The sequence below is a fragment of the Thioclava sediminum genome (assembly GCF_002020355.1).
In the GTDB taxonomy this organism is placed as follows: domain Bacteria; phylum Pseudomonadota; class Alphaproteobacteria; order Rhodobacterales; family Rhodobacteraceae; genus Thioclava; species Thioclava sediminum.
Window position 1 is genome coordinate 80,043 of sequence record NZ_MPZV01000001.1, and the last position, 25,189, is coordinate 105,231.

Below are 25,189 nucleotides of genomic sequence, written 5' to 3' on the forward strand. Positions count from 1 at the left end.
GCGCAGAGGCGCGGCCGCCCTTCACTCTTTGGGCATTACATTCGCGCCCCGATAGCTCCGGCCATGCAGCGAAAGAGGGTAGCAGAGAAACGCAGCGCAAGCCTCTGGAATGCGGCGTGCACCGTGAGATCACGGGGCCCGATTGTGATCACCGCTCTTTGCGACGCCTGACGGACACGATGCAGTCGGAATGATCGGGGTGCAAGGCGGGCAAATCGCGCCCGAGCACATCGACCGCGCCGACATGGCGGAGCGCTCCGCTGACCGCGACCTCGCCGTCGATAAAGCGTTTGCGCTTGCCGTGGCCGCTCGCGATGCAATTCCACGAACCGCCTCCGTCAGCGGACGCAAAGCGCGGCGGATCGTGCGGCGCCTGGCGACCGGCCGTGTGTGTGACGTGCTGCTTGCCAAGGGCGGGCTGCTGCACCGACGGGGCATGCGTGACCTTTCCGGCCGTCGAACTGGTCATCATCACGCCAACCGGGCGCGGCTTCGGGCGCGGCACCATCACCGGCACGGCCTGCGGCGTGGCTGTGGGCACTTGGCCGGGCACCAACTGCGGCGAGGCGACCGGCGTTGCGACCTTGCTCGGCGCCAGCACCGGCGTGGATTGTCGCATCGGCGTCGGCACGGCATAGGGCGCCTGTTGGGGGATCGCCTGCGGCGTGGGCTGCGGAACCCGGCCGTAGCCTCCGAAAGTTTGTCCCGGGTTTGCCTGCACGATGATCGAGGCGGGCACTCGGCCATAGCCGCCAAAGGTCGTCGGAGGGTTCGGCACCACGATGATAATGGGCAGCCCCTGCCCGGTGAAGGACGGCGTCGCAATCGGCTGAATGGTCGGCACCGGCGAGACCCCGGTGACGGTCGTAGGCGGCAGCGGCTGGATAACGTAGGGCAACTGACCCGTTCCGGTGAAGGACGGGGTCTGCAAAGCCTGAGGCGGTTTGACCGGGCCGACGCCCGTCAGCACAGTTTGCGGCACAGGCTTGATCACAGTCGGCAACTGCCCCGTGCCGGTGAAGGACGGGGTCTGCAACGGTTGAGCCGGGTTCACCGGGCCGACACCGGTCAGGACGGGTTGCGGCACTGGCTTGATCACAATCGGCAACTGACCGGTGCCGACGATCGGCGTGCCCGGCTGTCCCTGAATTGTTGGCACAGGACCATACCCCGTCGTCACTGTCGGCTTCGTGGGCACGACATTGATGATCGCGGGAACGGTGGGAAGGGTTGGTTGAGTGCCCGTCGTCGGAAGCTGGGTGGTCGTCGGGATTGTCCCCGGTGTTCCCGTGCCCGTGCCGGTCCCGCTCGGCCCACAATCTGCCGCCCCGTGCTTGTTTCCCACACCATTGCAGAACCCGAAGTGATTGCCTTCGCCGAAGGCAGACACCGCTGGAAGCGTGAACAGGACGACAGTCAGAGCAAGAGACGGTTTACGCATGAGATCACCAGCTTTTCGTCAGACCAAGGTAGAAGGCAGGATCGCCCGCACCGGTGGACGGCCCGTCAGTCAAGGGCGCCGCCACGTAGCTTCGCACGAAGACGCCCGCCGGGAATTCGGCATCGACCCCTAGACCGAGGGACGCGAAGGTTTCCTCCCCCAGCTCGTCCACCGAGGGACTATTGTTTTTCACATAGCCAAGATCGAGGAAGCCGAAAGGCCGAACGCGCCGGACCTGCCCCGCACTCGGGAAGAGATCGCGACCGACTTCGAGGGTCGCGGACACGCCGCTGTCTCCTTGCGCCTCTGCAAACCGGTAACCGCGTTCATCCTCACGTCCGCCGATATAGAATTCCTCGATGCTCGGCAGGCGATCGGGGGAGTATTGCCCCCACAGCTCGGCGCGCACGGCGCTTTCTGGGCCGAACCATGAGACCGGGTGCTGGTAGCCCAATCCGACACGCAAATGCGAGAAATGCTTGTCACCGTCATCGAAGCCCGCGGCATCCGACGTGCGCTCGCCGACAGAGAGGTTCAGCGCATATTCATAGGCCCCGCCGCCCGGAAGCGCCTTGCCGAAGATCCAGGAGGCGCCGACGACATCGACCGCGCTGTCGAATTTCGTGCCAGAGACATCCACGTTGGATTCGACCCGCTTCGCCTCGAGAAGCGCATAGCCATAGGTATCCACATCGCGCAGGACCGGATAGCCGAAGGCGAGCATGGCCGTGTTGCCCTCGATATCCGTGGACAGAAGCGTGCCACGCGCATCCCGGCGTGCGGTCACAGAGCCCAGATAGACCTCACCGAACCCGCCGCCCCCGCCAAGGGGCATGCGATAGGCAAACGCGCCCCAGACGCTGTCGCCGCCACCATCGAACTCGGACGAGCCGGACAGCTCGAACCGCAACCGGTCGCCCGGGGTCAGCGCGCTCAGGAATTCCTGATGGACGCTCAGGATCGCGCTTTCGCCGAAATCGCGCGAGGGGTGATCGAGGCTCACATATCCCGAGGCCCGATCCTCCGGCGTTGCGATGACGCGGACCCGTGCTGCGGAGGCGCCTTCCGGATAGTCGACCTCTGCCGTGGCCGAGATCGCTTCGATATCCTCCACGAGCATGATCGCGCGCTCGAATTCCTTCTGGGTGACGGCGCGGCGCCCGACAATCGGCTCCACATAGCTTCGGATCAGGCGATAGGTCGGCTCGTCCACCCCTTCGATAGACACGTCGCCGATCTGCCCCTCGTCTACCACGAGCGTTTGCCCATCTTCAGCGACGAACACCTCGGCGAGGAAATACCCGTCCTCGCGATACATGACCTCGAGCGTCTGAGCGAGGTCTTCGGCGGTGACGGTCCCGGTGCGTTGCACGACGACCTGCGCGGCATATCCGAGGATTTCCGCCGTATCGTAAACGGTTACGCCGGTGAGGTTGAATTGGGTGCCTTGCGCCGAAACAGGAGCCGCGGCCAGCGCCAGAGCGAGGCTCAGCGCGATTGGTTTCACTCGAAAAATACCCACGGAAACATCCTGAAAAACCGTTCGATCACAAATAGTTTACCCAAGGTCAGTCGCTTGTCTAGCCTGAACAGTTCTCGCTAAGGTTGTGCGTGACATCTGAGCCGCACGGCGCACCTCGCCCTGCGCCGATCACGCAAGTTCCTGTCTTCCCAGATACAACGCCCCCGGGTAACGTTAGGTAAGCTTTGATTTCGGGAGAGGCTGAGTTGGAAGGTTCTGCGATCCGGGACATTCGGCGCCGCTTGGGCATCACCCAGATCGAACTGGGCGAAAGGCTCGGGGTCGATCAGGGCACGGTGAGCCGCTGGGAGCGCCAAGTGGAAAATCCGCGCCCCGCAACGCTCGCGCGCCTGCGATCACTTCTGGAGCGCGATGAGGAGCGGCGAGCCTTCAACAGAAGCCTCGCGATCGTGCGGTGTGACCTGCGCCCTGCGTCACTCCTCGATCAGAATCTTCGGCTCGTCGAAATTTCGGCCTCCGGCAAGAAGGCCTTCACCGATCGCGGACAGGATCCCTTCAAGCTCATGGGAACGTCCTTCGAGACCTACTCCAATCGCATCGGCGCGCCGCATCTTCGGGATCACCTGCTGGAATCGGGTTTTCTCGACGGGGCGGCGCTTCTGTTCAGCTTTACGGTGAATGCACGCGGAAACGGAAATGTCACGATCTGGGAGCCTCTGACGGAGGACGGGCAGTTTATCGGGGCGCTTAACTACATCACCTCTTTCTTCGAGTTCCCGGCCAATGACGAATTCACGATCGAGAAGATCGGCTTCGTTGCGACCGACAATCCCGGAACCTTTCATGTCACCCATGCGGGTCAGCGCGCCCATCTGATCGACGGCGCGTCCTTCTACTGACGGGGACCGGGGCGGCCGCAGCGCTTGGATGATCGGCCCCCTCGCCGCGCAACTCATCGGGCCCGCCAAAACGCATATTTCCGCCCTCCCACCGATCACCGCTTCGTGATCAAATGCCAAGAATGACGACGGCGCACGACCTTAGCGGGAGCGGCCACCTTCCTGCATTTGGCGGCACGCCGCTCCCGTCACCCCTTGCGCAACGCATTCAGAGAGGTCCTCAAAATGAACAAGCTCGTTCTCAGCGCCATGCTCGTCTTCGCGCTTTCGGCATGTCAGGAAGAGGAAGAAAAGGCGGAGGAGACCGGCTCGGCGACCACCTCAACGACGCAGAGCGCGGAGCCCGCAAAGGAAGATACCGCGACGGCCGATGATGGCGGCGGCGCAATGGATGAGGCCCCGAAAGCCGCAGCTCAGGAGCCTGCCGCGACGCAAGCGGCGACCTCGTCCGAAGTCAGCCAGGAGGCAATCGATGCCTGCATCGACGCGGTGCGCGCGGCGCATGGCGCGATGGGCGGCACGGTTTTGAGCACCGAGTTCTCCGAGGCGAACTCGCTTGTCATGCTAAAAAGCGCCGATGATGCCGAATGGCGTTGTCTCGTCTCGAATGACGGCAGCAACCCGAGCGTGGAACAGGTCGGCGCTCCGGCGTCCACGGAAGACAGTGCCACGGCCGACGACGGTGGCGGTGCGATGGACGGTGCCCCTGCGGATGATCCGGCGACGGCGGATGACGGTGGCGGTGCCATGGATGGCGCGCCGCAGGAAAGCGGCATGCCGTCCGTCGGCAGCCCGACCGATGTGACCGATTTCGTCGGCGCGCCTGCAGGTCAGGCAGAGGGCGGACTTCAGGCCCTTGGCTTCGAGTCTATTCGATCGGAAGGCCTGACGACCTTCTGGTTCAACCGGGCGACCGGTGCCTGCGCGAAGATCACGACCTCCGACGGGAAATTCGCTGACATCACGATGCTTCCTGCGGAAGATTGCTGAAGGTGTAAGGGGTAGAACCAACGCGATGAAGCTCTGTCGGATCCTCATTGGCCTCTTCGTGCTCCTCTGGATCGCGGCGCTATTGCTACTCGCAATCGGCACGTTTGGCTGGTTCGGACAGGAGCGCGATCCCCTTTCTGGCGTCTTTCTGATGCCGCTTGGCCTGCCGTGGAACATGATCGTTCCGGTGCCGGAAAGTGCGGCCGCTCTTTGGGCAGTTGCCGCGCCCGGCGTGAATCTCGTCCTGCTTGTTATCGTTTGCAGAGCGCTACGCCGTCGCCACTAAGCGGTCCGAACCACCACGTCTTCACTGCGTATATGCGTCGGCGCGTCCCGGAAAAGGGCACCACCTTTCCCTTAGGTCAACAGATTCTCCCAAAACGCATATTTTCGCCCTCCCCAAACTCACGCCCGCGTGATCTGATTTACTAAAGCATGGTCTGAAAAGAAATTTTTAGCCCGGACGTCGCTCGCCCCCGATCGGGAACGAGCGGAATTGTGCGCGCGCGCATGGTCCATTCCCAGGCCGCGCGGCCTGTCCGAACCGAGAGGAGACACGTCATGTTCCAAGCGGCCCCGTTCCTGCATGCGTTACGCGCCGCCTCGACCGCCGCGCTCTGTGCGTTTTCCCTCGCGTTCGGCACGTCCCAAGCGGCTGCGCAGGAAAGCGTGCCGATCAGCTTCCCGCGCGGGCAGTCGGGCGTGGCCATCAACGGCGCAGTGACCGGTCGGGACTATATCGACTACGTGCTGCGCGGAACTGTCGGCCAGCGGATGAATGTCGATCTGACGGTCACGGGCACGAATAGCAACGGGATCGCATATTTCAACATCCTGCCCGCAGGAATGGACTATAATGGTCTGTTCGTTGGCTCGAATGAAGGCAGTTCGGCGAGCGTGATCTTGCCCGAAACCCGCGACTGGGCGATACGCGTCTACCTGATGGGCAATGACCGGGATACCGGCAAGACGGTCGGGTTCACCATCAATGTCTCGATCACCGGGCAAGGAAGCGGCGGCTCGGCCTCGGGCGGCAGTCAGAGTGGCGGGATGCTTCCCGAAGAGGATTTCTTCGTCGTGACGCTGCGAACGCCGGGCGACACGCTCAATATTCGCAACGCACCGCGCCCCAGCGGTCGCCTGCTGGGCAAGCTGCCCAACGGCACAGTCGTTCGCAATGTCGGCGGCTGCACGATGTCGGACGGTCGGCAATGGTGCAAGGTTCAGGACTCGCAAGGTGGTGTGCAGGGTTGGGTCGCGGCTCGCTTCCTGCGCCTTCCCGGACCGGGTGGCGGAGAAAACACCGCAACCGCCGATGACGGCGGCGGGGCGATGGCGGGCAGCGGGTCGGCAGACATCCGTGTGCAGTTCGCGCCCGGTTCGAGCGGCGCGGAGCTCTCCGGTCAGCTGATGCCGCAGAAATCGCAGCGATATATCCTCGGCGCGGGCAACGGGCAGGATCTGTATTTCCGCCTCGCCGCCAACGGCCCCGGGATGACTTACGTGATCTACAACCCGGACGGGTCCGTCCTGCTCGACGAAATGCCGGCAACGCAGGAATACCGTGGCCAGCTCTTTCAATCGGGCGACCACATCATCGACGTCTACAACACGGCCAACGGCGCACAATCCTACACGGTCATCTTCGGGATCGACTGACATCCGAACTGCCCTCTCGACCTCAACAGAAAGGAAGAAGACATGCCCAGACTGATCGGAATCATGGCCGGTTTCTGTGCGCTCACTGCACTCTCGGCCTGTGTCGAGAGCACAGGCGGATCGGCAGCCCAAATGCCTGTCGCGCCCGGCAGCCCGCCCTTCATCACCAGCATGTCTCCGGATGTCAGCCAGGCCGCGATCGACTCCTGCCGGTCGGCCTTGGCGGCCCAGACAACGGGCGGCGTGACCGTGGTCGGTGGAGAGACGTCGCAGGCCGCAACCGCCATCTACATGCGGGTCGGCGCAAACGGCGCTCCGTGGCGCTGTCTCGTCGGCGCGGATGGAAGCAACCCGCAAACCATGTTCATGGGCAGCGAAGGCTACCTCTGATCGGCACCGACCTTCGGGAGCGGCGTATGGCCCCTGCCCCGAAAGCCTCAACACGTGGAGACAGCCTTGCTCGATACTCTCGGCACGCCCGTCAAATACGGACTCATTGGCTGCGTCGCCCTGATCATCGGGTCGTTCATGTCACGCACCTTGGGCTTCGGAGGCACGTCTTGGTGGGAATACCGCTCTTGCCGGGGCCGTGGGCGGCTACATCGGCGGAATGCTCCGGGAGAGGCGGGGGAAATCCTGATCGGGGTCGAGAGCCGCTCGTCTGGCGCGAGAGATTTCACAGCAATCTTGGGAATCCAGTGATGAAACAGAGACTACTCATGGCGGTCGTGGCCACCGCTTTCGCAGCGCCCGCCTTTGCGCAACAAGGCCCCGCGAACGCGGTCGGCGCCGGGATGGGGCTGATCATCGGCATCCTGATTGCCGTCGTCGTCGGCGGGCTCGTCGGCTGGCTTGCGAGTCTGCTCGTGAAGGGGACGGGCTCCGGTATCGGGCTCGACATCCTGATCGGGATCGGCGGCTCGATCCTCGCGAGCGTCCTGCTGCGGCTGTTCGGAATTCAGATCGCGAGCGCGCTCGGCTCGCTGATCGTGATGTTCCTCGGAGCGGTGCTTCTGCTGTTGATCGTGAAGATGATCCGAAAGGCTTGAGCCCTGCGGATGTCGCCCGCACTCACCGACGACCAACCTGGAGGGAGAAGACCCATGAAGACCACTCAGACCATCGCAGGCCTGTTCGCGGCCTCGGCCCTGCTCGCAGGCTGCGTCGAGACCGGAGGCTCGGACCCGGCGCTCAGCGGCACCGATGCCCAGTTCGACACCATGACCGGCCCCTGTATCGCGCAGGCTGCGACCCTGACCGGCACCAGCGCCAGCTCGGTTTCCATCCTCGATCGCATCCAGACCGGCGGCGGCCCGATCCTCACGCTCATGGCGGGCGGGAGCAAATACACCTGCCGCCTTGAAGCGAACGGCAGCGTCACAGTCTTCAGCGAATACGCGAACTGACGCGCCGCCTGCGGCCTCGCCTCCCTCATAGCGGGGCCGCAGCCAAGATTTTCCAACCGCGCATAGCTCTGAACTGGCGCACAAACTTTCGAAGGAGACGACCATGAAGACGAAACTGATCTGGACCTTTGCCGCGGCCCTTCCGCTTGCCGCCTGCGTGGAGACCGGCGACACGAGCATGCCCGAGCAAGGTCGCCCAGCGGTCGGCAGCGAATACGACCTCTCCTCCTTCGAGGGCGCTCGCGCGGGTCAAGCCGAAGGCGGGATCATGGCGCTCGGCTATGAGCGCATTCGCTCCGAAGGGCTAACCTCGTGGTATTTCAATCGCTCCACTGGCGCCTGCGCACGCATCACGACCTCGGACGGTCGTTACTCCGACGTGACCATGCTGCCGGCTGAGGATTGCTGACGGACGCTACGGTTTCCGATCAGTAGGCTCATGAGAAGTCTGCATTCGCGCTACGCCGCTTTTTGCAGAACTGCCTCGGTGCCGGTTTTGAACTGTGTGTTCCTGAAAGACAGATGCGGGGCTGCACATCGTGCAGCCCCGAACTCATAAATCCTATCACGTGAAGCTTTCGCGGGAGGGCAGCTTCCGAGCGATAGTGATTGGGGACCGAACGTCCTTTTTGATTGGAAATAGCAGACATTGGTTGGGGCTAGGGCCTACGACCGCTAAGGGCTGACCGCGACGCTCTGATGGAAATCGGCAGGAAACGGACGTCCGCTTCGCCAGACACGACCGGCAGCGACGCAGACTCGCTGCCGGTCGCGGCGCGCGCCCGGATCACCGGTCCCGTGCTCTCGGCCAATGCGTCATGATGGTGATGACGCGACTTCTCAGGTGGTGTGAGAGGCATCCGGAAACATACATCTCATTGACTACGATCAAAGAGGAATCCCTCCTCCTATGTTCTTCTTGCTTCGACGCGAAGGCGTCAACACGGAGGAGGATATGGAAATGCGTAATTCAATGTTCACGAACAAGTCTCGCGTATCGCTTGTCGCTCTCGCAGCGGCATTGGGACTCGCTATCGCATGGCAGGCACCGGTCACCGGTCCGTTCAGCTTCGCGGCCAATGCACAGGAGTCCGGCGGCCAAGGGACCGGCAAGGGGAATCAAGGCGGTCAGGGTCAGGGCAGTAAAGGCGCCCAGACCGGACAATCTCAGGGTCAGGGCCAAGGCGGGCCGGGCGAAGATTCCGACGGCAAGGGGCCGCAAGCAGGCGCGCCCTCCTCCTCCGGCGGCGGCAAGCCGACCTGGTCGCAGGAAGGGATTCCTGAAGTCGAACTGGGGCGCCTGAACGTCGCGCGCTCGCCGGGACATGTGCTCGATCAGGCCTATGAAGAAGCGCTCGCATCGATTTCGCCCGAGATGGTTTCGTTCTACAACCTTTCGCTCGACCAGGCGATCGAGGAGCTCTCCCTGAACTGGGACAACGTGAGCTTCATAGACTCCCCGTTGCAGAACCTCGGCCTTCTGCAGGCGACGCTCGAGGGGTCGACCCCGCTGTCTAGCCTCGGCGTCTCGAATGATGCCGACACGCTCGCGGCGATCTTCCTCGGCGCGGCTTCGGACAAGACCGTTCCGATCACGACCGATACGGTGATTGCGGTGACGCAGATCCTCGGGGTGCCGGTCACGGGGGCTGCGGCCGCGTCTCTTGCAGCCGATGCCGAGGCAGTGCGCATCGCGATCCTCGCCGGACATGGCTGATCGCATCTGACGAACATCGACCCGGACCCGCCTCTGGCGCAGGGTCCGGGTCAAGACGACCAACATCTCATAACAAGGAGGCAGTCATGACACGCAAGACTGCAAAGAGCGCAACTGCCGTGGCAGGAATTGCGCTGATCGCGGGGCTGGGTCTCACCGTGCAGCTTGGCCCGAAATCTGGGACGTTCCATCTGTCCGTGCCGCGCGCTTTTGCGCAAGACAGCGGCTCGCATACCGATGGGGACCACACGGATGGCGGCCAGCAGAAGGGCAAGACCGGAGAGGCCGGGCATGGCAGCGGCGGCCATGAGGACGACGGCTCGCATGAGGAAGGTGGCAGCCATGGCGGCGCCAGCGGTTCTTCCGGGCAGGGTCAGGGCGGCCCGGGCGCGGATTCCGAGGGCAAGGGCCCGCAAGCCGGCACCCCGTCCGGCACCCGCGGCACCAAGCCGGTCTGGTCCAAAGAGGGTATCCCGGAGGTCGAGCTTGGGCGGTTGAACGTGGCCCGTTCGCCCGATCACGTGCTGCAGCGCGCCTATGAGGAAGCGCTGGCGACGATTTCGCCGACCATGGTCTCGTTCTACAACCTGCCGCTCGATCAGGCGATCGACCAGCTCTCGCTGAACTGGGACAACGTCTCCTTCATAGACTCGCCGCTGCAGAACCTCGCCCTTCTCAAGGACACGCTGGATGGCAGCTCGGCGCTCTCCAGTCTCGGAGTGACGAACAACACCGCAACGCTGGAGGCGATTTTCCTCGGCACGGCCTCGGACAAGACGGTGCCGATCACGGCGGCCACGGTAACGGCGGTGACGACCATTCTTGGCCAGCCGGTGACGGGCGCGGCAGCGACCAGCCTCGCCGCGCAAGCCGAAGCAGTGCGTATCGCGGTTCTCGCAGGTCACGACGGCTGAGACCCTATGGAACCGAAGCAACACTCTGCCCTCGCGTGAAGCGGGGGCAGAAGTTTCTTCTTCAACGCGCGCAGCCAGAGATCCATTATGTCGCTGAACAGGACCATCCGGTCAGGCGGATGGATGAGACGGACGGAGAGTCATCGAAATGGTTTTTTCAATCAAGCGGGCCGCAGCTTGCGCCCTTGTCTTCAGTCTTGCAGTTCCGGCGGTAGCCGCGGCGCAGGACTCGGCCAGTTTCTTCAAGGTCGGCACGGCGAGCGTCACTTATGGACCTTACGTGCGCTTCGGGCTCGGGGCAGCAAACACCCGCCCGTCCGACGAGCACTGGCTGCCGCCCGGCTACCCGTCCGATCCGCGAATCGATTTCAACCTGAGCAACGACACGACTGGCTTCGGCGAGATCGCCTTCGGCTATGACTGGATGAACGGCTTCCGCGGCGATGTCAGTTTCCTCACGACTGGCGCCGCCCATACCACCGGTCCGCACACGACCAGCGGCGACCATGCCGACATCACCGCGGCTTCGGTTTCGACCAGCGCGGTGATGGGGAACCTCTACTATTCCCCGTTCGAGCAGATGGGCGTCAATTCCCGCCTTCATCCCTTCGTCGTGGCGGGGCTTGGTTACGCGAACAACAAGGTCAGCGACTGGACGCGGACGAACACCGCAAAGGCCTCCGTAGACCGGACCTTCTCGGGCGATACCCATGGCGATTTCGCCTATTCGCTCGGCATCGGCATGGCCTACCAGCTGACGCCTCCCGGCAAGCACCCGGCGATCCTCGAGATGTCCTATCGCTATTACAGCTTCGGGACTGCGAAGGGTGGCAGCACGCCGGTGACCGGTGGCGATGAGCCGGTTGCTCCGCTGAGCTTCGAAAACGACGCACATGTGCTCTCGATTAGTCTGCGCATCCCGCTGCAGCGGCTCTGAGGTGGAGTTGGACGTTACAAAATCGCTGACGGCCCGATAGACGAACGCTGACATTCGCTGCCGTCAGCGTTCATCGGCTCTGGGCCGTTCGCGACGGGTCCGTAGGTCTGGGCGGTGCGCGGCCGTTCGCTTCGTTCGGTCCCTATTCCTGCTATGCGCCCAAGTATTCGCTTGCTACCGACCTTAGCGGCAACTGCGAAACCACACAAAAGCGTCAGTAGTCGTCTTAGGCTTCATCGACCGGAGCGACTTACTGCGACCGACCTCGTGCACCAGCTTCAACCGGTCATTTCAGCGCGTCACGATCCCGTCCGCCGGGCTGAAGCGCGGTTTGGCGAATTGCTCTTGATGCCATAGCGGGTAGATCAGCGGCGGGCGGCTCACCTGGTCCAGGCAGGCTAGCTCGTCAGCCGAGAGCGCTACTTCGAGCGCGCGGAAATTGCACTCGAACTGCTCCACCGTGCTGCCGCCCACCACCAGCGCAGCGACGCCCGGACGCGTAAGCAGCCATGCCAGCGCGATCTGAGCGGCCTCGACGCCATGCGCCTCGCCCAATTCGTTGAGGACATCGACGATCTTCCACAGCCGCTCCTGATCGCGGATCGGCGGCTCGGTCCAGCCTTTCGCCTGACGGCTGCCCTCGGCCACCGGGTTGTCGCGGGTGTGTTTGCCCGACAGCAGCCCTGCGGCAAGCGGGCTCCAGACGGTCGCGCCGACGCCCTGATCGACCGCGATCGGCAAAAGCTCGTATTCCGCCTCGCGCGCCTCGAGCGTGTAGTGGATCTGCTGGGTGACGAAGCGCGCCCGACCCGGCTTGTCCGAGGCCATGAGCGATTTCATCACCTGCCAGCCGGTATAGTTCGAGCAGCCCGCATAGCGGATCTTGCCCTGATCGATCAGCATTTGCAGGGCTTCGAGCGTTTCCTCGACCGGGGTTTGGCCGTCCCATTCGTGGATGTGGTAGATGTCGATGTGATCGGTGCGCAGGCGCTTCAGGCTACGCTCGCATTCGCGGATCAGGTGCCAGCGGCTCGCGCCCTCGCCATTGGGGCCATCATCGATCGGCATCCGGGCTTTTGACGAGATCAGCACCTTGTCGCGGCGGCCTTCCAGCGCCTCGCCCACGATCTCTTCGGCGGTGCCGGTGGAATACATGTTCGCCGTGTCGATCAGGTTCACCCCGTGGTCGATCACGCAATCAAACAGGTCGCGCGCCTCGGCCACGCCCTGACTGCCGACCATCGCGAAGGGGCCCTCGCCACCGAAGGTAAAAGTCCCCATCGCGAGGGCTGAAACCTTCAGCCCGCTCCGTCCCAGCGTATTGTAGTACATACCCTCTCCTACGCGCCGAAAGCGGCGCTTGTCTCTTCGATGAGGATGCAGGCGACGGTGCCGCCCGCGTCCTGAATGCCTTTGGATTTCTCGCCAAACGCGGCAGCCTTGCCGTGCTGGGCTTCCATATCCTTGGTCGCCTCCAACGCCTCTTTCGCGGCTTGGGCCGCCGCGCGTGATGCCTCGGCGGGCGATGCGCCTGCCTGCGCCTGCGCGGCGATGGTCTCGGCCATCGGGTGCAGTACGTCGAGCACGGTCTTGTCGCCGAGCTGCGCCTTGCCGCGCTGCGCGATACCGTCGCGGAAGGCCGCCCAGAAATCTGCAAGCGCCGCGGTATCCATCACGTCCACACCGTCGAGCGCCTTCGCGCCGCGCAGGAAGCCCGTCGCCATCAGTGTGCCCATGGTCGAGGGGGCAGCTTTCGCGATCGCAGCGCCTGCGGTTTTCATTCCGTCCGCCAGCGTCTCGGGCGCCTTCTCCTCAAGCGCAGCGGCCGCAGCGGTGAAGCCCTTCGCCATGGTCAGTCCCAGATCGCTGTCCCCGACCTTGCCGTCGAGCTCGATCAGCGCCTGCTTCTCGGCGGCGAACCGGTCCCGGTAACGGTTGAACAGGTCCGGCAGTGCCTTCGCATCCATCGTCATGGCAACCCTCACTTCGCGATATGTTTGAAGAACGGCGTCGTCGCGCCGCGAGCGATCAGCGGTTTCAACTCGTCATCGAGATGCAGCACCGAGATCGAGGCGCCCGCCATCTCCATCGAGGTCGCGAATTCGCCGATCCAGACCTGCGCGACGCTCACGTTGCGCTCTGCGAACAGCTGCGAGATGCGACGGTAGAAGATGTAGAGCTCTTCCATCGGCGTCGCGCCCAACCCGTTGACGATGATCGCCACCTCGTCGCCTGCCGCGTAGTCCTGCTCGGCGAAGATGCGCTCCAACATTTCGTCCACGACGGCATCTGCGGGCTCGAGCGTCTTGCGGGTGATCCCCGGCTCGCCATGGATGCCCATGCCGATTTCCATCTCGTCCTCGCCAAGCGTGAAGCTGGGCTTGCCGACCTCGGGAACGATACAGGGCGTCAGCGCGACACCCATGGTGCGCGTGCGCGCCTTCGCCTTCTCGGTCAGGCGGACGACTTCGGCGAGCGGCTTCATCTCGGCGGCGGCGGCACCCGCGACCTTGTAGAGGAAGACGATCCCCGCCACGCCGCGGCGCTTGTGCTCTTCGCCCGGCTTGGAGGAGGCGACATCATCATTGCCGACCACGGTGGCGGTCTCGATATCGTCGACCTCGGCCAATTCCCCGGCGAGGTCGAAATTCATGATGTCGCCGCTGTAGTTGCCGTAGAGATAGAGGACGCCCGCCCCCTGATCGACATGCTTGGTCACTTCGAGGATCTGGTCCGAGCTGGGTGACTGGAACACCCCGCCAACGCCCGCACCATCGAGCATCCCGTCGCCGACATAGCCAAGGAACAGCGGTAGGTGGCCGGAGCCGCCCCCCGTCACGATCCCGACCTTGCCGGGGACCGGGTTGGCCGTCACGAAGCAATGCAGATCGTCCGCGACATGGGTCACTTCCGGATGGGCGGCGTAAATCCCCTCCAGCATCTCTTCGACGAAATCTTCGGGTTTGTTGAGAAATTTCTTCATCGGATCACTCTGCTTTGCGTTGCTTGGGTTTTTGCTTGCGGCGCACGAAGAAGGCCGCTGCGAGAAGGATGAACGCGCCCACGACGAGGCGCTGCCAGGTGCTGGGGATTCCCACCAGAACCAGGGTGTTGCTGACGACGGTGATCAGGAGAACACCGGCCACGGTGCCCAGCACCGAACCCGTGCCGCCGGTGATTCGCGCCCCGCCCAGAACGACGGCGGCGATCACTTCGATCTCGGTGCCGACCAGATCGAACGGGTTGGCCATGCGGGTCGCGCTGACATGGATGATGCCAGCCAGACCTGCGAGCGCGCCCGCGAAGGCGAAGACGAAGACATGCACCACGCGCTGGCCATAGCCGAGCCGCGCCGCGACCTCCGGGTTGCCGCCAGTGGCGAAGATCGCCCGGCCCATCAGCGTGCGGTCGAACAGGAACCACGCCAGCCCGACGACCACGGGGAAGATCAGGAAATAGGCGGGCAGATCGACCGTCACGCCATTTGCGCCCTGAAACTGATAGAGCGCGGCCTTGCCGAAGGCGGTCATCTGCGGCGGAAGCTCCATCAGCCACACCGTGCCGACGAAAGCCAGCAGGATCCCGCGGAACAGATATTGCGTCCCGATCGTCACGATCAGCGAGGGCACGCGCAGACCGTGAACCAGAAGGCCGTTCACCGCCCCCAGAAGCGCCCCGGCCACGACGGCAATCGCGATGATCGCGGCCATCGGCAGATCGGGTGCCACGGTGATCACGAATTTCGTCAGCGAATACATCGTCAGTGCCGCGATCGCGGTGAAGGAGACGTCGATCCCCCCTGCCGCAAGAATGGCAAAGACGCCGAGCGCGAAGAGGCCGGTCACCACGCTTGCGCGGCCCATGTCGATGAGCGAGCCCGGCTGAAGGAAGTTGGGGTTGATGATCGACACCGCCACGCAGATCACGACCAAGATGGTCAACGTCACCATCTCTGGTCGGCGTCGCAGGGTCTCCCAAATCGTCAGTTTGTCCTCGGGACGTTTGGGCGTTGATCGGTCATTCATCTCTTGCACCATGGTCATCAGGCAGCCTCGTTCGCCGAGCCGAGCATCGATTGGTAAATACGGTTCTCGTCGGTGGTCGCGGCGTCGAGTTCATCGACGAGGCGACCGCGGTTCATCACGAGGATCCGGTTGCAGTTCTGCAGCAGTTCCGGCAGGTCGTCGGAGACGATGATCAGCCCGATCCCGCGCTCGGCCATCGCCTGGATCGCGCGGTAGATCGTGTCCTTGGAGCCGACATCGACGCCGACCGTCGGGCCGTGCAGCACCAGCAGTTTCGGCTCGATGCTGAGCCACCGGCCGATCAGCACACGTTGCTGGTTGCCGCCAGACAATGCCGATACCGGCAGATCGATATTGCCGGTATTGAGGTTCATCGCCTCGGAAATCTTGCTCGCCGCCTCGCGGCCCTTGCGCTTGTCGACGATGCCGCCGCGACCGCGCAGCCGGTCGAGGATCAGCGTCACCTCGTTCTGGTAGATCGATTTCTGCAGGAACAGACCCTCGGAGAGGCGGTCCTCGGGGACATAGCCGATACCGCGCGCAATCGCGTCCGCGGGAGAGTCGAGATGCACCTGCGCGCCCGAAATCTCGAAATGACCGGCACTCAACGGCTGGTGGCCAGCCAGCGCGAGGGCGACCTCGTTGCGCCCGGAATCCGAGAGCCCCGTGATCCCCAGCACCTCGCCCGCTTTCAGCGAAAAGGCGACATCTTCAAAGGCCGCACCGGAGCTCGCGCCCTCGACGCGAAGCACTTCCTCGGCCTGCGGGATGCCCTTGCGATAGCGCATCGTGTCCAGCTCGCGCCCGGTCATCAGATGCGACAGCTCGGCCCGCGAATAGTCCGCGATCGGGCCCTGCGAGATACATTCGCCGTCGCGGAAGATGATCGCCTGCCCGCCGATGCGGTAGCACTCCTCCAGCTTGTGGGTGACGAACAGCACCGCCACGTCGCGTTCGAGCAACTTGCCGACCAGTTCGATCAGCGCGTCGACCTCGTGCCGGGTGAGCGATGTGGTCGGCTCGTCCATGATCACCAGCCGCGCATCGGCGGCGATAGCGCGCGCGATGGCGACGCGCTGACGGATCGCAAGCGGCAGGTCTCCGACCATCGTGCCGAGGAGTTTCGCCGTCGGCTCCAGCCCGACATTGCGGATCGCCTCGCGGGCGGTTTCGCGCAGCCGGCGGCGGTTCAACAGACGCATCAAGCGCCCGTTGCCGCTTACCAGCTGGTCGCCAAGAGCGACGTTTTCCACGACGGAGAGGTTCGGCAGCAAGGAGAGGTCCTGATAGACCGTCTCGATCCCCGCTTCGAGCGACTGGATCGGCGACAACTCGTTATGCGCCTGCCCGTCCAGTATGATCTCGCCTTCGCTGGGCGCGTGGGCACCTGAAATAATCTTGATGAAGGTGCTCTTGCCGCAGCCATTCTCGCCCAGCAGGTGATAGGCGACGCCGGTATCGATCGTCACATCGACGCCACGCAGCGCGTGAACACCGCCAAAGCGTTTATGAATGCCGCGCAGCTCCAGAAAATGTCCGTCTGACATCTGATTGCTCCCCCCTGAACACCGGTCGCTTCCATCCCATGCGCCAAAGCTCCTCCAGCCTGGGCACGGGCGGTCTGACAGTCGGCCGGGGCTGCCCCCGACCGACCAGTTTTTTCACGCCTTAGAAAAGGGTCTCTTTGTAGGTGTCCTTGTCGACGAGAACCATGCCGTTGCCCACGACCAGCACGCCGTCACCTGCGCCGGGGCGCACGCTGACACTGTGGTAGCCGTCGACTCCCAGATCCATGCCGTCGGTGATCTCCTCACCCGCGAGAATCTTGGTGGCCAGCGAGTTCATCGCCATGCCGGCCTTCTGGGGATCCCAGAACCCGATCGCGGTGATTGCGCCGCTGTCGAGATAGGCCGCCGAAGGGTTCGGCAGACCGGTGCCCACGAGGCAGACCTTACCGGCCAGACCCGCTTCTTCGATCGCGCGGCCGACGCCGAGAACGTCATTGCCCGCCGAGGTCTGGAAGCCCTTGATATCCGGATGCTTGCGCAGGATTTCCTTGGCTTTCTCATAGGTGCCCTGGGCGTCGTCGAAGCTTTCGTTATTCGGATCGACGAGTTCCATGTCGGGATATTTCTTCGCGTTCTCCTCGCCCGCGCCGACCCATTGCATATGGGTGCGGCTGCCCAGCGAGCCGACGAAGGTCGTCCACTTGCCCTTGCCGTCCATGCACTTGGCCAGACGCTCGTTCAGGGCCGCACCGTATTCGGCGTTATCGAAGGCTTCGACATCGGCCATGGTGTTCTTCTGGTTATCGGCCTCATGGGTCACGACGACGATGCCGCGATCCATCGCGCGCTTGAGCACGCCTTCGAGGATCGCCGGATCCATCGGCACGACGGCCAGCGCATCGACGCCGCGTGCCACGAGATCCTGAACGATCTGCAGCTGCTGCGCGGAATCCGCCGTGGCAGGGCCGACTTGCTCGATCTTCATGTCGGAATGTTCCTGCGCGTATTTCTCGACGCCGGTCTTCATCCGGTCGAACCACGGAATGCCGCTGATCTTGACGACCGTGGTGATCGACTTGCCCTCTTGCGCCGCGACCCCTTGCGCACCGGCCAGCATCGCTGCTGTTGTCGCGGCCAACAGGCCGATTTTAAGTCCTTTGAATGCCATGATGATCTCCTCCCTGGATTACATTCTTCGGCTCAGTTTTTCGGAGCGCGCGCCGCGCGCCCCAGCGAAAAGCGTGTGATGAACTGGTCGACCAGCTCGAAGCGGTTCACCGCGAGGAAGCACAGCAGCAGCGCGCCCCAGGCGAAATCCCGCACGAAATTCGAGAACCCGACGAAGTTCAGCAGACTCGACAGGAGCTGCAGAGTGATCGCCGAAAGCACCACGTTGACGACGCGGCCATACCCGCCATCAGGACGCACCCCCGCCATCACCGCGACGAGGATCGCGATCAGAAGATACGAGGTGCCGTAGTCCCATTTCACGTTGATGTTGCGTGCCGCGATGATCACCCCGGCAAGCCCGGCCATCAGCCCCGACAGCGCGTAGGTCGTGATCAGGATGCGGTCGCGGTTGAACCCGCTGAAGAGCGCCGCTTTCGGGTTTGCCCCGGTGAGCATCAGCTTCATCCCGTAGGGCGTAAACCGCAGGACGCCCCCCAAGATCAAAGCCGCGCCGAGGAAGATCAGGAAGCTCGCCGGAACTCCGAAGATCAGGCCATTGCCCAGATCATAGAGTGCGGGCGGCGACCCGATCATGACCGAGCGCCCTTCCGAGAACACGACCGCCGCACCGGTAAAGGCCATCTGGGTGCCCAAGGTGCACAAGATCGGCGTGATCTCGAAGCGCGAGATCAGAAATCCGTTCAGCGCGCCCCCCAGCATGCCGATCAGCAGGCAGCCCCCAGCGAAAGTGATGGTGAACAGCACCGGCGCTTCGTCCACCGGGAAAATCGAAAGAGCCACAAGCCCCGAGGCCACCCCCGAAAGGTTCGCCAGCGCGATCCCCGACAGGTCGATCCCGCCATTGCCCGAGCACATCGCGAGCATCACGCCGATGGCGAGCAACCCGATCTCGGGCACTTGGTTCGCCATCGACTGCAAATTGTAGATCGAAAGGTAATTGCCGCCGGATGCCGCGCCGCCGACTGCGAGAAGCAGCACGATGAGCACGGACAACACAAACAGATTTCCGTCCAGTTTCGACATCTCCTCCCCCGTGTCGTTTACTGAATAATTATCTTATTTACTAAATTGCTACTATTATGTTTACTAAAGTCAACCCCGTTTGTTCACTAGCCCCTCTCGGCGCGTGAGATTAAAAGGACCGTGCGTTCCGCCCATGTGCGGCATAGACAAATCGCGATGAAATGAAGGTGGGATGAGCGAGACCATGGAAGTTCAGCCGAAAAAACCGGTCACTTTACGCGAAGTTGCCGGGCATGCGGGGGTCTCCGCTGCCACCGTGTCGTTGGTTCTGAACGATAAGGGCGACATCTCAGAGGCCACCCGCGCCCGCGTCCTGCAGGCAGTGGAAGCGCTGAACTACACGCCGCGTTCGAATCGGCCACGGCAGGAAGCCACCAACACGATCCGCTTCCTGAAAATCGCGCGGCACGGCCAGACGGTGAACCGCGACCACAACCACTTCATCTCGGATTATATCGACGGCATGTCCTTCGAGGCGCTGCGGCGCGACTACGCCTTGCAGGTCGTAAGCTACGAGCAGGAATCTCTTCAGCAGATGCTGTCCGACTTGGAGGGGACGGAGCCGCGCGGAATCGTCGTGCTCGGCACCGAACTGTCGCGCGAGGATATCGAGACGATCATTGAATACGCGCCGCTCCCCACGGTGCTCATCGACACCTACCACCCGTTCCTGAAGGCGAATTTCGTCGACATGGATAACGATCAACTCGTCCACGACGCGCTCTCACATCTGATAGCGCGAGGCTTCCGCAAGATCGGCTATGTCGGGAGCTACAGCGAGGTGATGAACTTCCGACTGCGTCAAAGGGCATTCCAGACTGCGGCCGCGGCACTCGGATTGCAGGGCGAGGATGCGCAGGAACTTTCGGTGATGTCGACGCTGGAGGGGGCCTATAAAGAGACCCTGACTCAGTTGCGCGACCAGCCCGTCGCGGATGCTTACTTCTGCGCGAATGACATCATCGCCTTCGGCTTCGTCCGGGCCTTGCGCGAATTGGGCCATCGCGTGCCAGAGGATGTCTCCGTGGTCGGCTTCGACAACCTTCCGACCTCGAGCGTCTTCGACCCGCCCCTGACCTCGGTCGACGTGCCGAAAGCGCGCATCGGCGCAATGGCGATCCGCCTGCTCGACGACCTCATAGCGGCGGACGACCGCGACCAATCTCCCGTCAAGGTTCTGATGACGGGGGAACTGGTCGTGCGCGACAGCGTCGCAAAGGCACAAGACAGGAAGCGCTAACTGCCTATGCTTCTGCTATCGTGCAGCCAGAGGACGGGCGTCAACTTCGGTCATTGCCGCGCGTAGCGGAAACCTGCCGCGTTCGGAAAGGTTGCTTCAGACCAGTGGGCGACACTCACTGGTCATGGGAAACGTTCGGCTGGGTGCCCGTGGTTCAAATGCCCATCGTCGAAGGGCTTTCCAGCCGACAGATTTGACGACGGGCATGGGCGGTGAACGGTCATTCGCTGCGCCATAGATGAACGACTGCTCCGTAGGCTCCAGACTCGTTAATTTTCAAAGCCAGAAGATGACAGATGCGGCGAGGGCTAGGGCGGACCGAAAGACCTTCGGGCACCTGTCGTAGCGGGTCGCAACGCGGCGCCTGTCGTATTTGATGGGCTTGCCTCGGGACTTCCGGCCCGGGATCAAGGGCTTGATGCCCTTGTCCTGCAAGGCTTCACGATACCAGTCGGCGTCATAGCCCCGATCGGCCAAAGGCCATTCGGCCTCCGGCAGGCTGCTCAACAGGGCCGCCGCACCGGTGTAGTCGCTGACCTGGCCGGCTGTCATGAAGATCTTGATCGGGCGGCCGTTCGCGTCCGTGACGGCATGCAACTTGGTGTTCATGCCACCCGTTCTCAGGAAAACGATCCCCCGGATCGTTTTCTGATCTTCGAACTCCGCCCAATCAGCCTGCCACGCCCCCCCTTTTTCAACCGCAGGCTCGAAGCCGTGCGGTGCGCCTTGAGATAGGTGGTGTCGATCATCACTGTCTTCCGGTCAGCGGCCTCGGAAGCAAGCCCCTCCATCATCCGGGCGAAAATACCCCGTTCGTGGCTTCTCTCGGACCAGTGGCGTTCAGCCACTCACCTCCAGCGCTTCCATCGGTTGCAGAGGGTCTTAAGTGGACCATACTCTGGCGGCGCATCGGTCCAACGCAAGCCATCACGATCGATGAAGATTATTCCGCTCAAGCCCCGCCGGTCATCGACCCGCGATTTGCCATGGCTCTTTGGAAGTCAGGAAGGTCAGACTCGGCCAGTTCAGCGTCGAGCGCCTATTTGCGGGCGAAACAGCTTAGCCTTTTTATCGGGTATTATTGACCCAAGTGTTTTTGTCGGTTATTCGACGGGCGAACAGACAAGCAGGAACATCATGACCCGTATTTCACGCATCATTCCCGCGTTCATCGTGCTGGCCTGTGCGCCAGCCCTTGCCGTGGCAGATGAGGCCGTTCCCACGATCACCCTGACAGACGGGGTCATCGCTCCGCAAATGATCGACCTGGCCGCCGATGCCGCCGTGACGCTCACCGTTTCCAATACTGGCAAGACAGCCGCCGAGTTCGAAAGCAAGCGCCTGCGTATCGAGAAGATCATCGCGCCGGGCCAGACCGAGACGATCGACCTTCCGGCGCTACCTGCTGGCAACTACCCCTTCGTCGAGGAATTCCACGAGGATCTCGACACCGCCAAGGGCACGATCGTCGTCAAATAATCCATCTTCCACCCGCAGGAGAATGTCATGGACGGACAGATCATCTTCATCCTGTGGCGCGAGAGCGTCGAGGCGCTTCTCGTCATCGGCATTCTCGCGGGCTGGCTCGCGCATGAAGGCGCCGGACGTCGAGCGGCACGCTTCCTTTGGGGTGGCGTGCTGACGGGGCTCGCGCTGGCGCTGACCTTTGCGCTGACGCTGTTGGGTTTCTCGAAGCTTCTGTCGGCGGATGTCCGGCAGGACCTGATGACGGTTATGGTCTTCGTCGCAGCCGGGCTGATCGTGCAGATGGTGGTCTGGATGCGCGGCCATGGCCGCACGCTGAAACGCGACCTCGAGGCCGGGCTGAAAGCCGCCGCGATACGCCAAAGCTGGTGGGCGGTCTTCGTCCTCGCGATGGCGGCAGTGGCGCGCGAAGGCTCGGAAACGGTGGTCTTCCTCTATGGCTCGCTCGCGGCGGCGAAGCAGAGCGAGATGGCGGGGGTTCTCGCCTCGATCGCCGTGGGCGTGACTGCCGCCGGGGCAAGCTATGCGGCGCTGCGGGCCGGGGCGCGTTTCATGCCGTGGCGCGGTTTCTTCCGTGTGTCCGAGGTCATGCTGCTGCTTCTGGGCGCGGCGCTTTTCACCACCGGTGTCGATGATCTCGTCTCGGCAGGCATCCTGCCCTTCGGCGCGCCGCTCTGGGATATGAGCGCGGTGCTCGACGACGGCGGTCGTGTTGGCGGGCTGATCTCGGCGCTGACCGGCTATCGCGCCGCGCCGGACGCCGCGACGCTGGGCGGCTGGATCGTCTACTGGGCCACGGTCGCAGGTATCCTGCGCTGGCAGAGCCGCACCCTGCAGGCCCGTCTGGCCTGAGGCCCCTCCTTACAATTCAAATTTTTTTGCCCCGGCCGGGATTATTCCCGCGCCGGGGTCGTCTTCTTCCCTACAGGACCCAATTCCGAGAGGAGAGGAAGATGAAACGATTTCTGCTGACCACTGCCGTTTTGCTGGCCGCGAGCATTGCGCAAGCCGATCCCGCCAGTGTCACCGACACCGCCAAGGGGCCCACGCTGGTCGATTCCGCGGGCATGACGCTCTACACTTTCGCGAAGGACAGCGAGGGCATGTCCGCTTGCAACGGTCCTTGCGCCACCAACTGGCCGCCGCTGATGGCCACCGCCGAAGATCAGGCGATGGGCGACTGGAGCGTGATCACCCGCGACGACGGCACGAAGCAATGGGCGTATAAGGGCCAACCGCTGTATACTTGGAAGAACGACATGAAGCCGGGCGACGTGACCGGCGATGGCGTCGCCAACGGCGCCTGGAAGGTCGCCCAGCCCTGACGCAATCTCCGGGCGGCGTCCCATCGAGGCCGCCCGGTCGAACAAGGCCCGCCCGTGTGACCCTTCGCACCCGCCATCTGATCGAGGCGCAGATCCCCGCGCTGCGCCGCTTCGCCTTCGCGCTGACCCGCGAGCGCGATGCGGCGGATGATCTGGTGCAGGACTGCCTCGCGCGGGCGCTGACGCGCTGGCACCTGCTGCGCTCGGAGGACAAGCTGCGGGCCTGGCTTTTTCGCATTTTGCGCAACCTCTACCACGACGGGCACCGACACCGCGCGCGGCGCCCCGAGGCGGGTGCCGTCGATCCCGACGATCTCGCCGGGACGACCGTCGATGCCGAGACGGTCGTGTTTCTCGGCGATGTGCTGGGGGCTCTGGCACGCCTGCCGATCGAGCAGCAGGAGGTATTACTCTTGGTCGGTGTCGAGGATTTCAGCTATGAGGCAGTCGCCCAGATCCTCGACCTGCCCAAGGGCACGGTCATGTCACGTCTTGCCCGCGGACGAGAGGCACTGCGCGAGATGACCGGCCATGACCGCCCCGACCGCCCGCGCCGTCCCCATCTGCGGAGGCTCAAATGACAGATCCCCATGTGGACGCCAACATGCTGAACGAGGCGGAGCTGCACGCCTATCTCGACAATCGGCTCCCGCCCGAGGCCCGCGCCCGGGTGCATACGAAGCTCGCGGCGGACCCCGCGCTGGCGCAGCGGCTCTCCGCGATGCGCGCCGATCGCGACGCCCTGCGCGCGGCCCTCTCCCCGATCCACGCTGCGCCTGTCCCGGCGCGGCTGCGTGTCGCCCCGCCGACCCGACCGGGCTGGACACGGATGGCGGCCGCTTTTGCGCTCTTTGCCGCAGGGCTTGGCGCCGGTTGGGGGCTGGCTCGTCAGGATGGGAGCGCCCCACCGACCGCCCCACTGAGAGAGCTCGCCCGCGAGGCACAGGTCGCCCATGCGGTCTACACGGTGGAGGTCGTCCATCCGGTCGAAGTCGCCGCACGGGAGCGCGATCACCTGATGGCCTGGCTGACGAAGCGGCTCGACCGCAAGCTCGTCGCCCCGGACCTCTCGGCGCAGGGCTACAGCCTCGTGGGCGGGCGCCTGCTGCCCGCCGATCAAGGCCCCGCCGCGCAGCTGATGTATGAAACCCAAGCGGGGGCGCGGCTGACGCTCTATGTCACGGCGCTGTCCACCGGAGAGACCGCGTTTCGCCTGACCGAAGGGGCGGATGGTGTGGCGAGTCTGATCTGGGTGGATCGGGGCTACGGCTTCGCCTTGTCCGCACCTTTGAGCGGCACCGCGCTCTGGCCGATGGCCGAGGCGGCCTACCGGCAACTCGCCTTCAGCCAATGATTTTTCTGCGCTGTGGCGTCCTTCGGAGCGCGCCGTTGATCTGGCTCAATGTCCGGCACTCATCAAAGGTGTATCGACGCCAAAACAAACGTGTGGAGGCGACTATGATCAAACTTTCTCTTTTCACTGCATGTCTCGCACCCCTTGCTCCGGCAGTCGCTTTCGCCGATGCGCCGGGCGGCTACGCAGAGGGCTATTACGGGCATCCGATGATGTGGGGCGAAGGCTACGGCTTCTTCGGCGTCGGGATGATGGTCGTTTTCTGGGGCGTGCTCATCGTCCTCGCCGTGCTTGCCTTGCGCTGGTTGATGGAGCGTGGACCGGGCCGGAGCCAGAGCACCGCCCTCGACATTCTCAAGGAACGCCTTGCAAAGGGAGAGATTGATCCCGAGGAATATCAGGCCCGCCGAAAAGCGCTCGAAGAATGACCGGGCTGCGCTCGGAGATCAGCCTCGGCGAACAGTTGCGAGTCGTCGGGCGCGATCTACCGGGCGCCAAGCTGGCCCCTTCCCATGACCGCTTGGGTGAGGGCCGCGACCCGAAGACCGAGATGGGTCGCTTGGACCGCAAGGCCATTTCAAGCTATTCATGA

28 protein-coding genes and 1 pseudogene are annotated in these 25,189 nt (G+C 63.5%); 19 read left to right on the forward strand and 10 right to left on the reverse strand.

Annotated features, from left to right (window positions below):
* Positions 1 to 148 precede the first annotated feature (148 nt).
* Together BMI91_RS00195 and BMI91_RS00200 are read right to left on the reverse strand one after the other, a co-directional pair.
* Positions 149 to 1,159 (reverse strand): hypothetical protein, encoded by a 1,011-nt coding sequence (locus BMI91_RS00195; RefSeq protein WP_078603571.1) that lies wholly within the window; start codon positions 1,157 to 1,159, stop codon positions 149 to 151.
* Positions 1,160 to 1,445: 286 nt separating this feature from the next.
* Positions 1,446 to 2,963: a ShlB/FhaC/HecB family hemolysin secretion/activation protein gene (locus BMI91_RS00200; RefSeq protein ID WP_146683964.1), complete on the reverse strand. Its 1,518-nt coding sequence runs from the start codon at positions 2,961 to 2,963 to the stop codon at positions 1,446 to 1,448.
* A gap of 206 nt (positions 2,964 to 3,169) precedes the next feature.
* On the opposite strand from BMI91_RS00200, the gene BMI91_RS00205 reads away from it, so the two are divergent.
* The 11 genes from BMI91_RS00205 to BMI91_RS00260 all read left to right on the forward strand — a co-directional run bounded on the left by BMI91_RS00205 (position 3,170) and on the right by BMI91_RS00260 (position 11,446).
* Positions 3,170 to 3,823: a helix-turn-helix domain-containing protein gene (locus BMI91_RS00205; RefSeq protein ID WP_208607929.1), complete on the forward strand. Its 654-nt coding sequence runs from the start codon at positions 3,170 to 3,172 to the stop codon at positions 3,821 to 3,823.
* Positions 3,824 to 4,048: 225 nt separating this feature from the next.
* Positions 4,049 to 4,813 (forward strand): hypothetical protein, encoded by a 765-nt coding sequence (locus tag BMI91_RS20160; protein ID WP_208607930.1) that lies wholly within the window; start codon positions 4,049 to 4,051, stop codon positions 4,811 to 4,813.
* A 25-nt stretch (positions 4,814 to 4,838) separates the two neighbouring features.
* Complete coding sequence (locus tag BMI91_RS00215) at positions 4,839 to 5,099, forward strand: hypothetical protein (RefSeq protein ID WP_078603574.1); 261 nt, start codon at positions 4,839 to 4,841, stop codon at positions 5,097 to 5,099.
* A 275-nt stretch (positions 5,100 to 5,374) separates the two neighbouring features.
* Positions 5,375 to 6,472, forward strand: coding sequence for an SH3 domain-containing protein (locus BMI91_RS00220; protein WP_078603575.1), 1,098 nt, complete (start codon positions 5,375 to 5,377; stop codon positions 6,470 to 6,472).
* Positions 6,473 to 6,514: 42 nt separating this feature from the next.
* Positions 6,515 to 6,862 (forward strand): hypothetical protein, encoded by a 348-nt coding sequence (locus BMI91_RS00225; RefSeq protein ID WP_078599083.1) that lies wholly within the window; start codon positions 6,515 to 6,517, stop codon positions 6,860 to 6,862.
* A gap of 311 nt (positions 6,863 to 7,173) precedes the next feature.
* Entirely contained in the window at positions 7,174 to 7,521 is a 348-nt protein-coding gene (locus BMI91_RS00235; RefSeq protein WP_208607931.1) for a GlsB/YeaQ/YmgE family stress response membrane protein, read from the forward strand.
* Positions 7,522 to 7,575: 54 nt separating this feature from the next.
* Complete coding sequence (locus BMI91_RS00240; RefSeq protein ID WP_078603576.1) at positions 7,576 to 7,878, forward strand: hypothetical protein; 303 nt, start codon at positions 7,576 to 7,578, stop codon at positions 7,876 to 7,878.
* Positions 7,879 to 7,981: 103 nt separating this feature from the next.
* Entirely contained in the window at positions 7,982 to 8,287 is a 306-nt protein-coding gene (locus tag BMI91_RS00245; protein ID WP_078539255.1) for a hypothetical protein, read from the forward strand.
* 552 nt (positions 8,288 to 8,839) lie between these two features.
* A complete protein-coding gene (locus tag BMI91_RS00250) occupies positions 8,840 to 9,595 on the forward strand; it encodes a hypothetical protein (protein ID WP_146683966.1) in 756 nt (251 codons plus the stop codon).
* An 86-nt stretch (positions 9,596 to 9,681) separates the two neighbouring features.
* Positions 9,682 to 10,509 carry a hypothetical protein gene (locus BMI91_RS00255; protein ID WP_078603578.1) on the forward strand — a complete coding sequence of 276 codons (828 nt, stop codon included), beginning with the start codon at positions 9,682 to 9,684 and terminating at the stop codon, positions 10,507 to 10,509.
* Between the two features lie 148 nt (positions 10,510 to 10,657).
* The gene (locus BMI91_RS00260; protein WP_078603579.1) at positions 10,658 to 11,446 is read left to right on the forward strand and encodes an outer membrane protein; all 789 of its coding nucleotides are present in this window, start codon (positions 10,658 to 10,660) and stop codon (positions 11,444 to 11,446) included.
* 291 nt (positions 11,447 to 11,737) lie between these two features.
* Here the strand turns inward: BMI91_RS00260 and BMI91_RS00265 are convergent, their stop codons facing one another.
* The 7 genes from BMI91_RS00265 to BMI91_RS00295 all read right to left on the reverse strand — a co-directional run bounded on the left by BMI91_RS00265 (position 11,738) and on the right by BMI91_RS00295 (position 19,157).
* Positions 11,738 to 12,778, reverse strand: coding sequence for an aldo/keto reductase (locus BMI91_RS00265; protein WP_078603580.1), 1,041 nt, complete (start codon positions 12,776 to 12,778; stop codon positions 11,738 to 11,740).
* Between the two features lie 8 nt (positions 12,779 to 12,786).
* The gene (locus tag BMI91_RS00270; RefSeq protein ID WP_093476824.1) at positions 12,787 to 13,419 is read right to left on the reverse strand and encodes a dihydroxyacetone kinase subunit L; all 633 of its coding nucleotides are present in this window, start codon (positions 13,417 to 13,419) and stop codon (positions 12,787 to 12,789) included.
* Positions 13,420 to 13,427: 8 nt separating this feature from the next.
* Entirely contained in the window at positions 13,428 to 14,429 is a 1,002-nt protein-coding gene (locus tag BMI91_RS00275; RefSeq protein WP_078603581.1) for a dihydroxyacetone kinase subunit DhaK, read from the reverse strand.
* Positions 14,430 to 14,433: 4 nt separating this feature from the next.
* Positions 14,434 to 15,489, reverse strand: a complete 1,056-nt coding sequence (locus BMI91_RS00280) for an ABC transporter permease (protein WP_166504566.1) — start codon at positions 15,487 to 15,489, stop codon at positions 14,434 to 14,436.
* The gene (locus BMI91_RS00285; RefSeq protein ID WP_078603582.1) at positions 15,489 to 17,018 is read right to left on the reverse strand and encodes a sugar ABC transporter ATP-binding protein; all 1,530 of its coding nucleotides are present in this window, start codon (positions 17,016 to 17,018) and stop codon (positions 15,489 to 15,491) included. Before BMI91_RS00285 ends, BMI91_RS00280 begins: the two co-directional genes overlap by 1 nt.
* A 121-nt stretch (positions 17,019 to 17,139) precedes the next feature.
* Positions 17,140 to 18,147 carry a substrate-binding domain-containing protein gene (locus tag BMI91_RS00290; RefSeq protein ID WP_078539248.1) on the reverse strand — a complete coding sequence of 336 codons (1,008 nt, stop codon included), beginning with the start codon at positions 18,145 to 18,147 and terminating at the stop codon, positions 17,140 to 17,142.
* Positions 18,148 to 18,179: 32 nt separating this feature from the next.
* Positions 18,180 to 19,157 (reverse strand): ABC transporter permease, encoded by a 978-nt coding sequence (locus tag BMI91_RS00295; RefSeq protein WP_244176571.1) that lies wholly within the window; start codon positions 19,155 to 19,157, stop codon positions 18,180 to 18,182.
* 208 nt (positions 19,158 to 19,365) lie between these two features.
* On the opposite strand from BMI91_RS00295, the gene BMI91_RS00300 reads away from it, so the two are divergent.
* A complete protein-coding gene (locus BMI91_RS00300) occupies positions 19,366 to 20,433 on the forward strand; it encodes a LacI family DNA-binding transcriptional regulator (RefSeq protein ID WP_208607933.1) in 1,068 nt (355 codons plus the stop codon).
* A 276-nt stretch (positions 20,434 to 20,709) separates the two neighbouring features.
* On the opposite strand, the pseudogene BMI91_RS00305 reads toward BMI91_RS00300, so the two are convergent.
* Positions 20,710 to 21,431: pseudogene (locus BMI91_RS00305) on the reverse strand (IS5 family transposase); the annotation flags it as partial.
* A gap of 139 nt (positions 21,432 to 21,570) precedes the next feature.
* On the opposite strand from BMI91_RS00305, the gene BMI91_RS19965 reads away from it, so the two are divergent.
* The 7 genes from BMI91_RS19965 (at position 21,571) to BMI91_RS19970 (ending at position 25,189) form a co-directional block, all read left to right on the forward strand.
* On the forward strand, positions 21,571 to 21,912 hold the full coding sequence (locus BMI91_RS19965; RefSeq protein ID WP_158522054.1) for a cupredoxin domain-containing protein: 342 nt from the start codon (positions 21,571 to 21,573) through the stop codon (positions 21,910 to 21,912).
* Positions 21,913 to 21,939: 27 nt separating this feature from the next.
* Complete coding sequence (locus BMI91_RS00315) at positions 21,940 to 22,770, forward strand: FTR1 family iron permease (RefSeq protein WP_078603584.1); 831 nt, start codon at positions 21,940 to 21,942, stop codon at positions 22,768 to 22,770.
* Positions 22,771 to 22,871: 101 nt separating this feature from the next.
* Positions 22,872 to 23,243: a COG4315 family predicted lipoprotein gene (locus tag BMI91_RS00320; protein ID WP_078547140.1), complete on the forward strand. Its 372-nt coding sequence runs from the start codon at positions 22,872 to 22,874 to the stop codon at positions 23,241 to 23,243.
* 56 nt (positions 23,244 to 23,299) lie between these two features.
* Positions 23,300 to 23,824: an RNA polymerase sigma factor gene (locus BMI91_RS00325; protein ID WP_244176520.1), complete on the forward strand. Its 525-nt coding sequence runs from the start codon at positions 23,300 to 23,302 to the stop codon at positions 23,822 to 23,824.
* Complete coding sequence (locus BMI91_RS00330; RefSeq protein ID WP_078603585.1) at positions 23,821 to 24,597, forward strand: anti-sigma factor family protein; 777 nt, start codon at positions 23,821 to 23,823, stop codon at positions 24,595 to 24,597. Before BMI91_RS00325 ends, BMI91_RS00330 begins: the two co-directional genes overlap by 4 nt.
* Before the next feature lie 104 nt (positions 24,598 to 24,701).
* Positions 24,702 to 25,025, forward strand: coding sequence for an SHOCT domain-containing protein (locus BMI91_RS00335; protein WP_078603586.1), 324 nt, complete (start codon positions 24,702 to 24,704; stop codon positions 25,023 to 25,025).
* The gene (locus BMI91_RS19970; RefSeq protein WP_158522055.1) at positions 25,022 to 25,189 is read left to right on the forward strand and encodes a hypothetical protein; all 168 of its coding nucleotides are present in this window, start codon (positions 25,022 to 25,024) and stop codon (positions 25,187 to 25,189) included. Before BMI91_RS00335 ends, BMI91_RS19970 begins: the two co-directional genes overlap by 4 nt.

Excerpts from the sequence above, each read along its gene's own strand:
- BMI91_RS20160 (WP_208607930.1), top strand. The coding sequence starts at position 4,049 with ATGAACAAGCTCGTTCTCAGCGCCATGCTCGTCTTCGCGCTTTCGGCA.
- BMI91_RS00215 (WP_078603574.1), top strand. The coding sequence starts at position 4,839 with ATGAAGCTCTGTCGGATCCTCATTGGCCTCTTCGTGCTCCTCTGGATC.
- BMI91_RS00220 (WP_078603575.1), top strand. The coding sequence starts at position 5,375 with ATGTTCCAAGCGGCCCCGTTCCTGCATGCGTTACGCGCCGCCTCGACC.
- BMI91_RS00225 (WP_078599083.1), top strand. The coding sequence starts at position 6,515 with ATGCCCAGACTGATCGGAATCATGGCCGGTTTCTGTGCGCTCACTGCA.
- BMI91_RS00235 (WP_208607931.1), top strand. The coding sequence starts at position 7,174 with ATGAAACAGAGACTACTCATGGCGGTCGTGGCCACCGCTTTCGCAGCG.
- BMI91_RS00240 (WP_078603576.1), top strand. The coding sequence starts at position 7,576 with ATGAAGACCACTCAGACCATCGCAGGCCTGTTCGCGGCCTCGGCCCTG.
- BMI91_RS00245 (WP_078539255.1), top strand. The coding sequence starts at position 7,982 with ATGAAGACGAAACTGATCTGGACCTTTGCCGCGGCCCTTCCGCTTGCC.
- BMI91_RS00250 (WP_146683966.1), top strand. The coding sequence starts at position 8,840 with ATGCGTAATTCAATGTTCACGAACAAGTCTCGCGTATCGCTTGTCGCT.
- BMI91_RS00255 (WP_078603578.1), top strand. The coding sequence starts at position 9,682 with ATGACACGCAAGACTGCAAAGAGCGCAACTGCCGTGGCAGGAATTGCG.
- BMI91_RS00260 (WP_078603579.1), top strand. The coding sequence starts at position 10,658 with ATGGTTTTTTCAATCAAGCGGGCCGCAGCTTGCGCCCTTGTCTTCAGT.
- BMI91_RS00265 (WP_078603580.1), bottom strand. The coding sequence starts at position 12,778 with ATGTACTACAATACGCTGGGACGGAGCGGGCTGAAGGTTTCAGCCCTC.
- BMI91_RS00270 (WP_093476824.1), bottom strand. The coding sequence starts at position 13,419 with ATGACGATGGATGCGAAGGCACTGCCGGACCTGTTCAACCGTTACCGG.
- BMI91_RS00275 (WP_078603581.1), bottom strand. The coding sequence starts at position 14,429 with ATGAAGAAATTTCTCAACAAACCCGAAGATTTCGTCGAAGAGATGCTG.
- BMI91_RS00280 (WP_166504566.1), bottom strand. The coding sequence starts at position 15,489 with ATGACCATGGTGCAAGAGATGAATGACCGATCAACGCCCAAACGTCCC.
- BMI91_RS00285 (WP_078603582.1), bottom strand. The coding sequence starts at position 17,018 with ATGTCAGACGGACATTTTCTGGAGCTGCGCGGCATTCATAAACGCTTT.
- BMI91_RS00290 (WP_078539248.1), bottom strand. The coding sequence starts at position 18,147 with ATGGCATTCAAAGGACTTAAAATCGGCCTGTTGGCCGCGACAACAGCA.
- BMI91_RS00300 (WP_208607933.1), top strand. The coding sequence starts at position 19,366 with ATGAGCGAGACCATGGAAGTTCAGCCGAAAAAACCGGTCACTTTACGC.
- BMI91_RS19965 (WP_158522054.1), top strand. The coding sequence starts at position 21,571 with ATGACCCGTATTTCACGCATCATTCCCGCGTTCATCGTGCTGGCCTGT.
- BMI91_RS00315 (WP_078603584.1), top strand. The coding sequence starts at position 21,940 with ATGGACGGACAGATCATCTTCATCCTGTGGCGCGAGAGCGTCGAGGCG.
- BMI91_RS00320 (WP_078547140.1), top strand. The coding sequence starts at position 22,872 with ATGAAACGATTTCTGCTGACCACTGCCGTTTTGCTGGCCGCGAGCATT.
- BMI91_RS00330 (WP_078603585.1), top strand. The coding sequence starts at position 23,821 with ATGACAGATCCCCATGTGGACGCCAACATGCTGAACGAGGCGGAGCTG.
- BMI91_RS00335 (WP_078603586.1), top strand. The coding sequence starts at position 24,702 with ATGATCAAACTTTCTCTTTTCACTGCATGTCTCGCACCCCTTGCTCCG.
- BMI91_RS19970 (WP_158522055.1), top strand. The coding sequence starts at position 25,022 with ATGACCGGGCTGCGCTCGGAGATCAGCCTCGGCGAACAGTTGCGAGTC.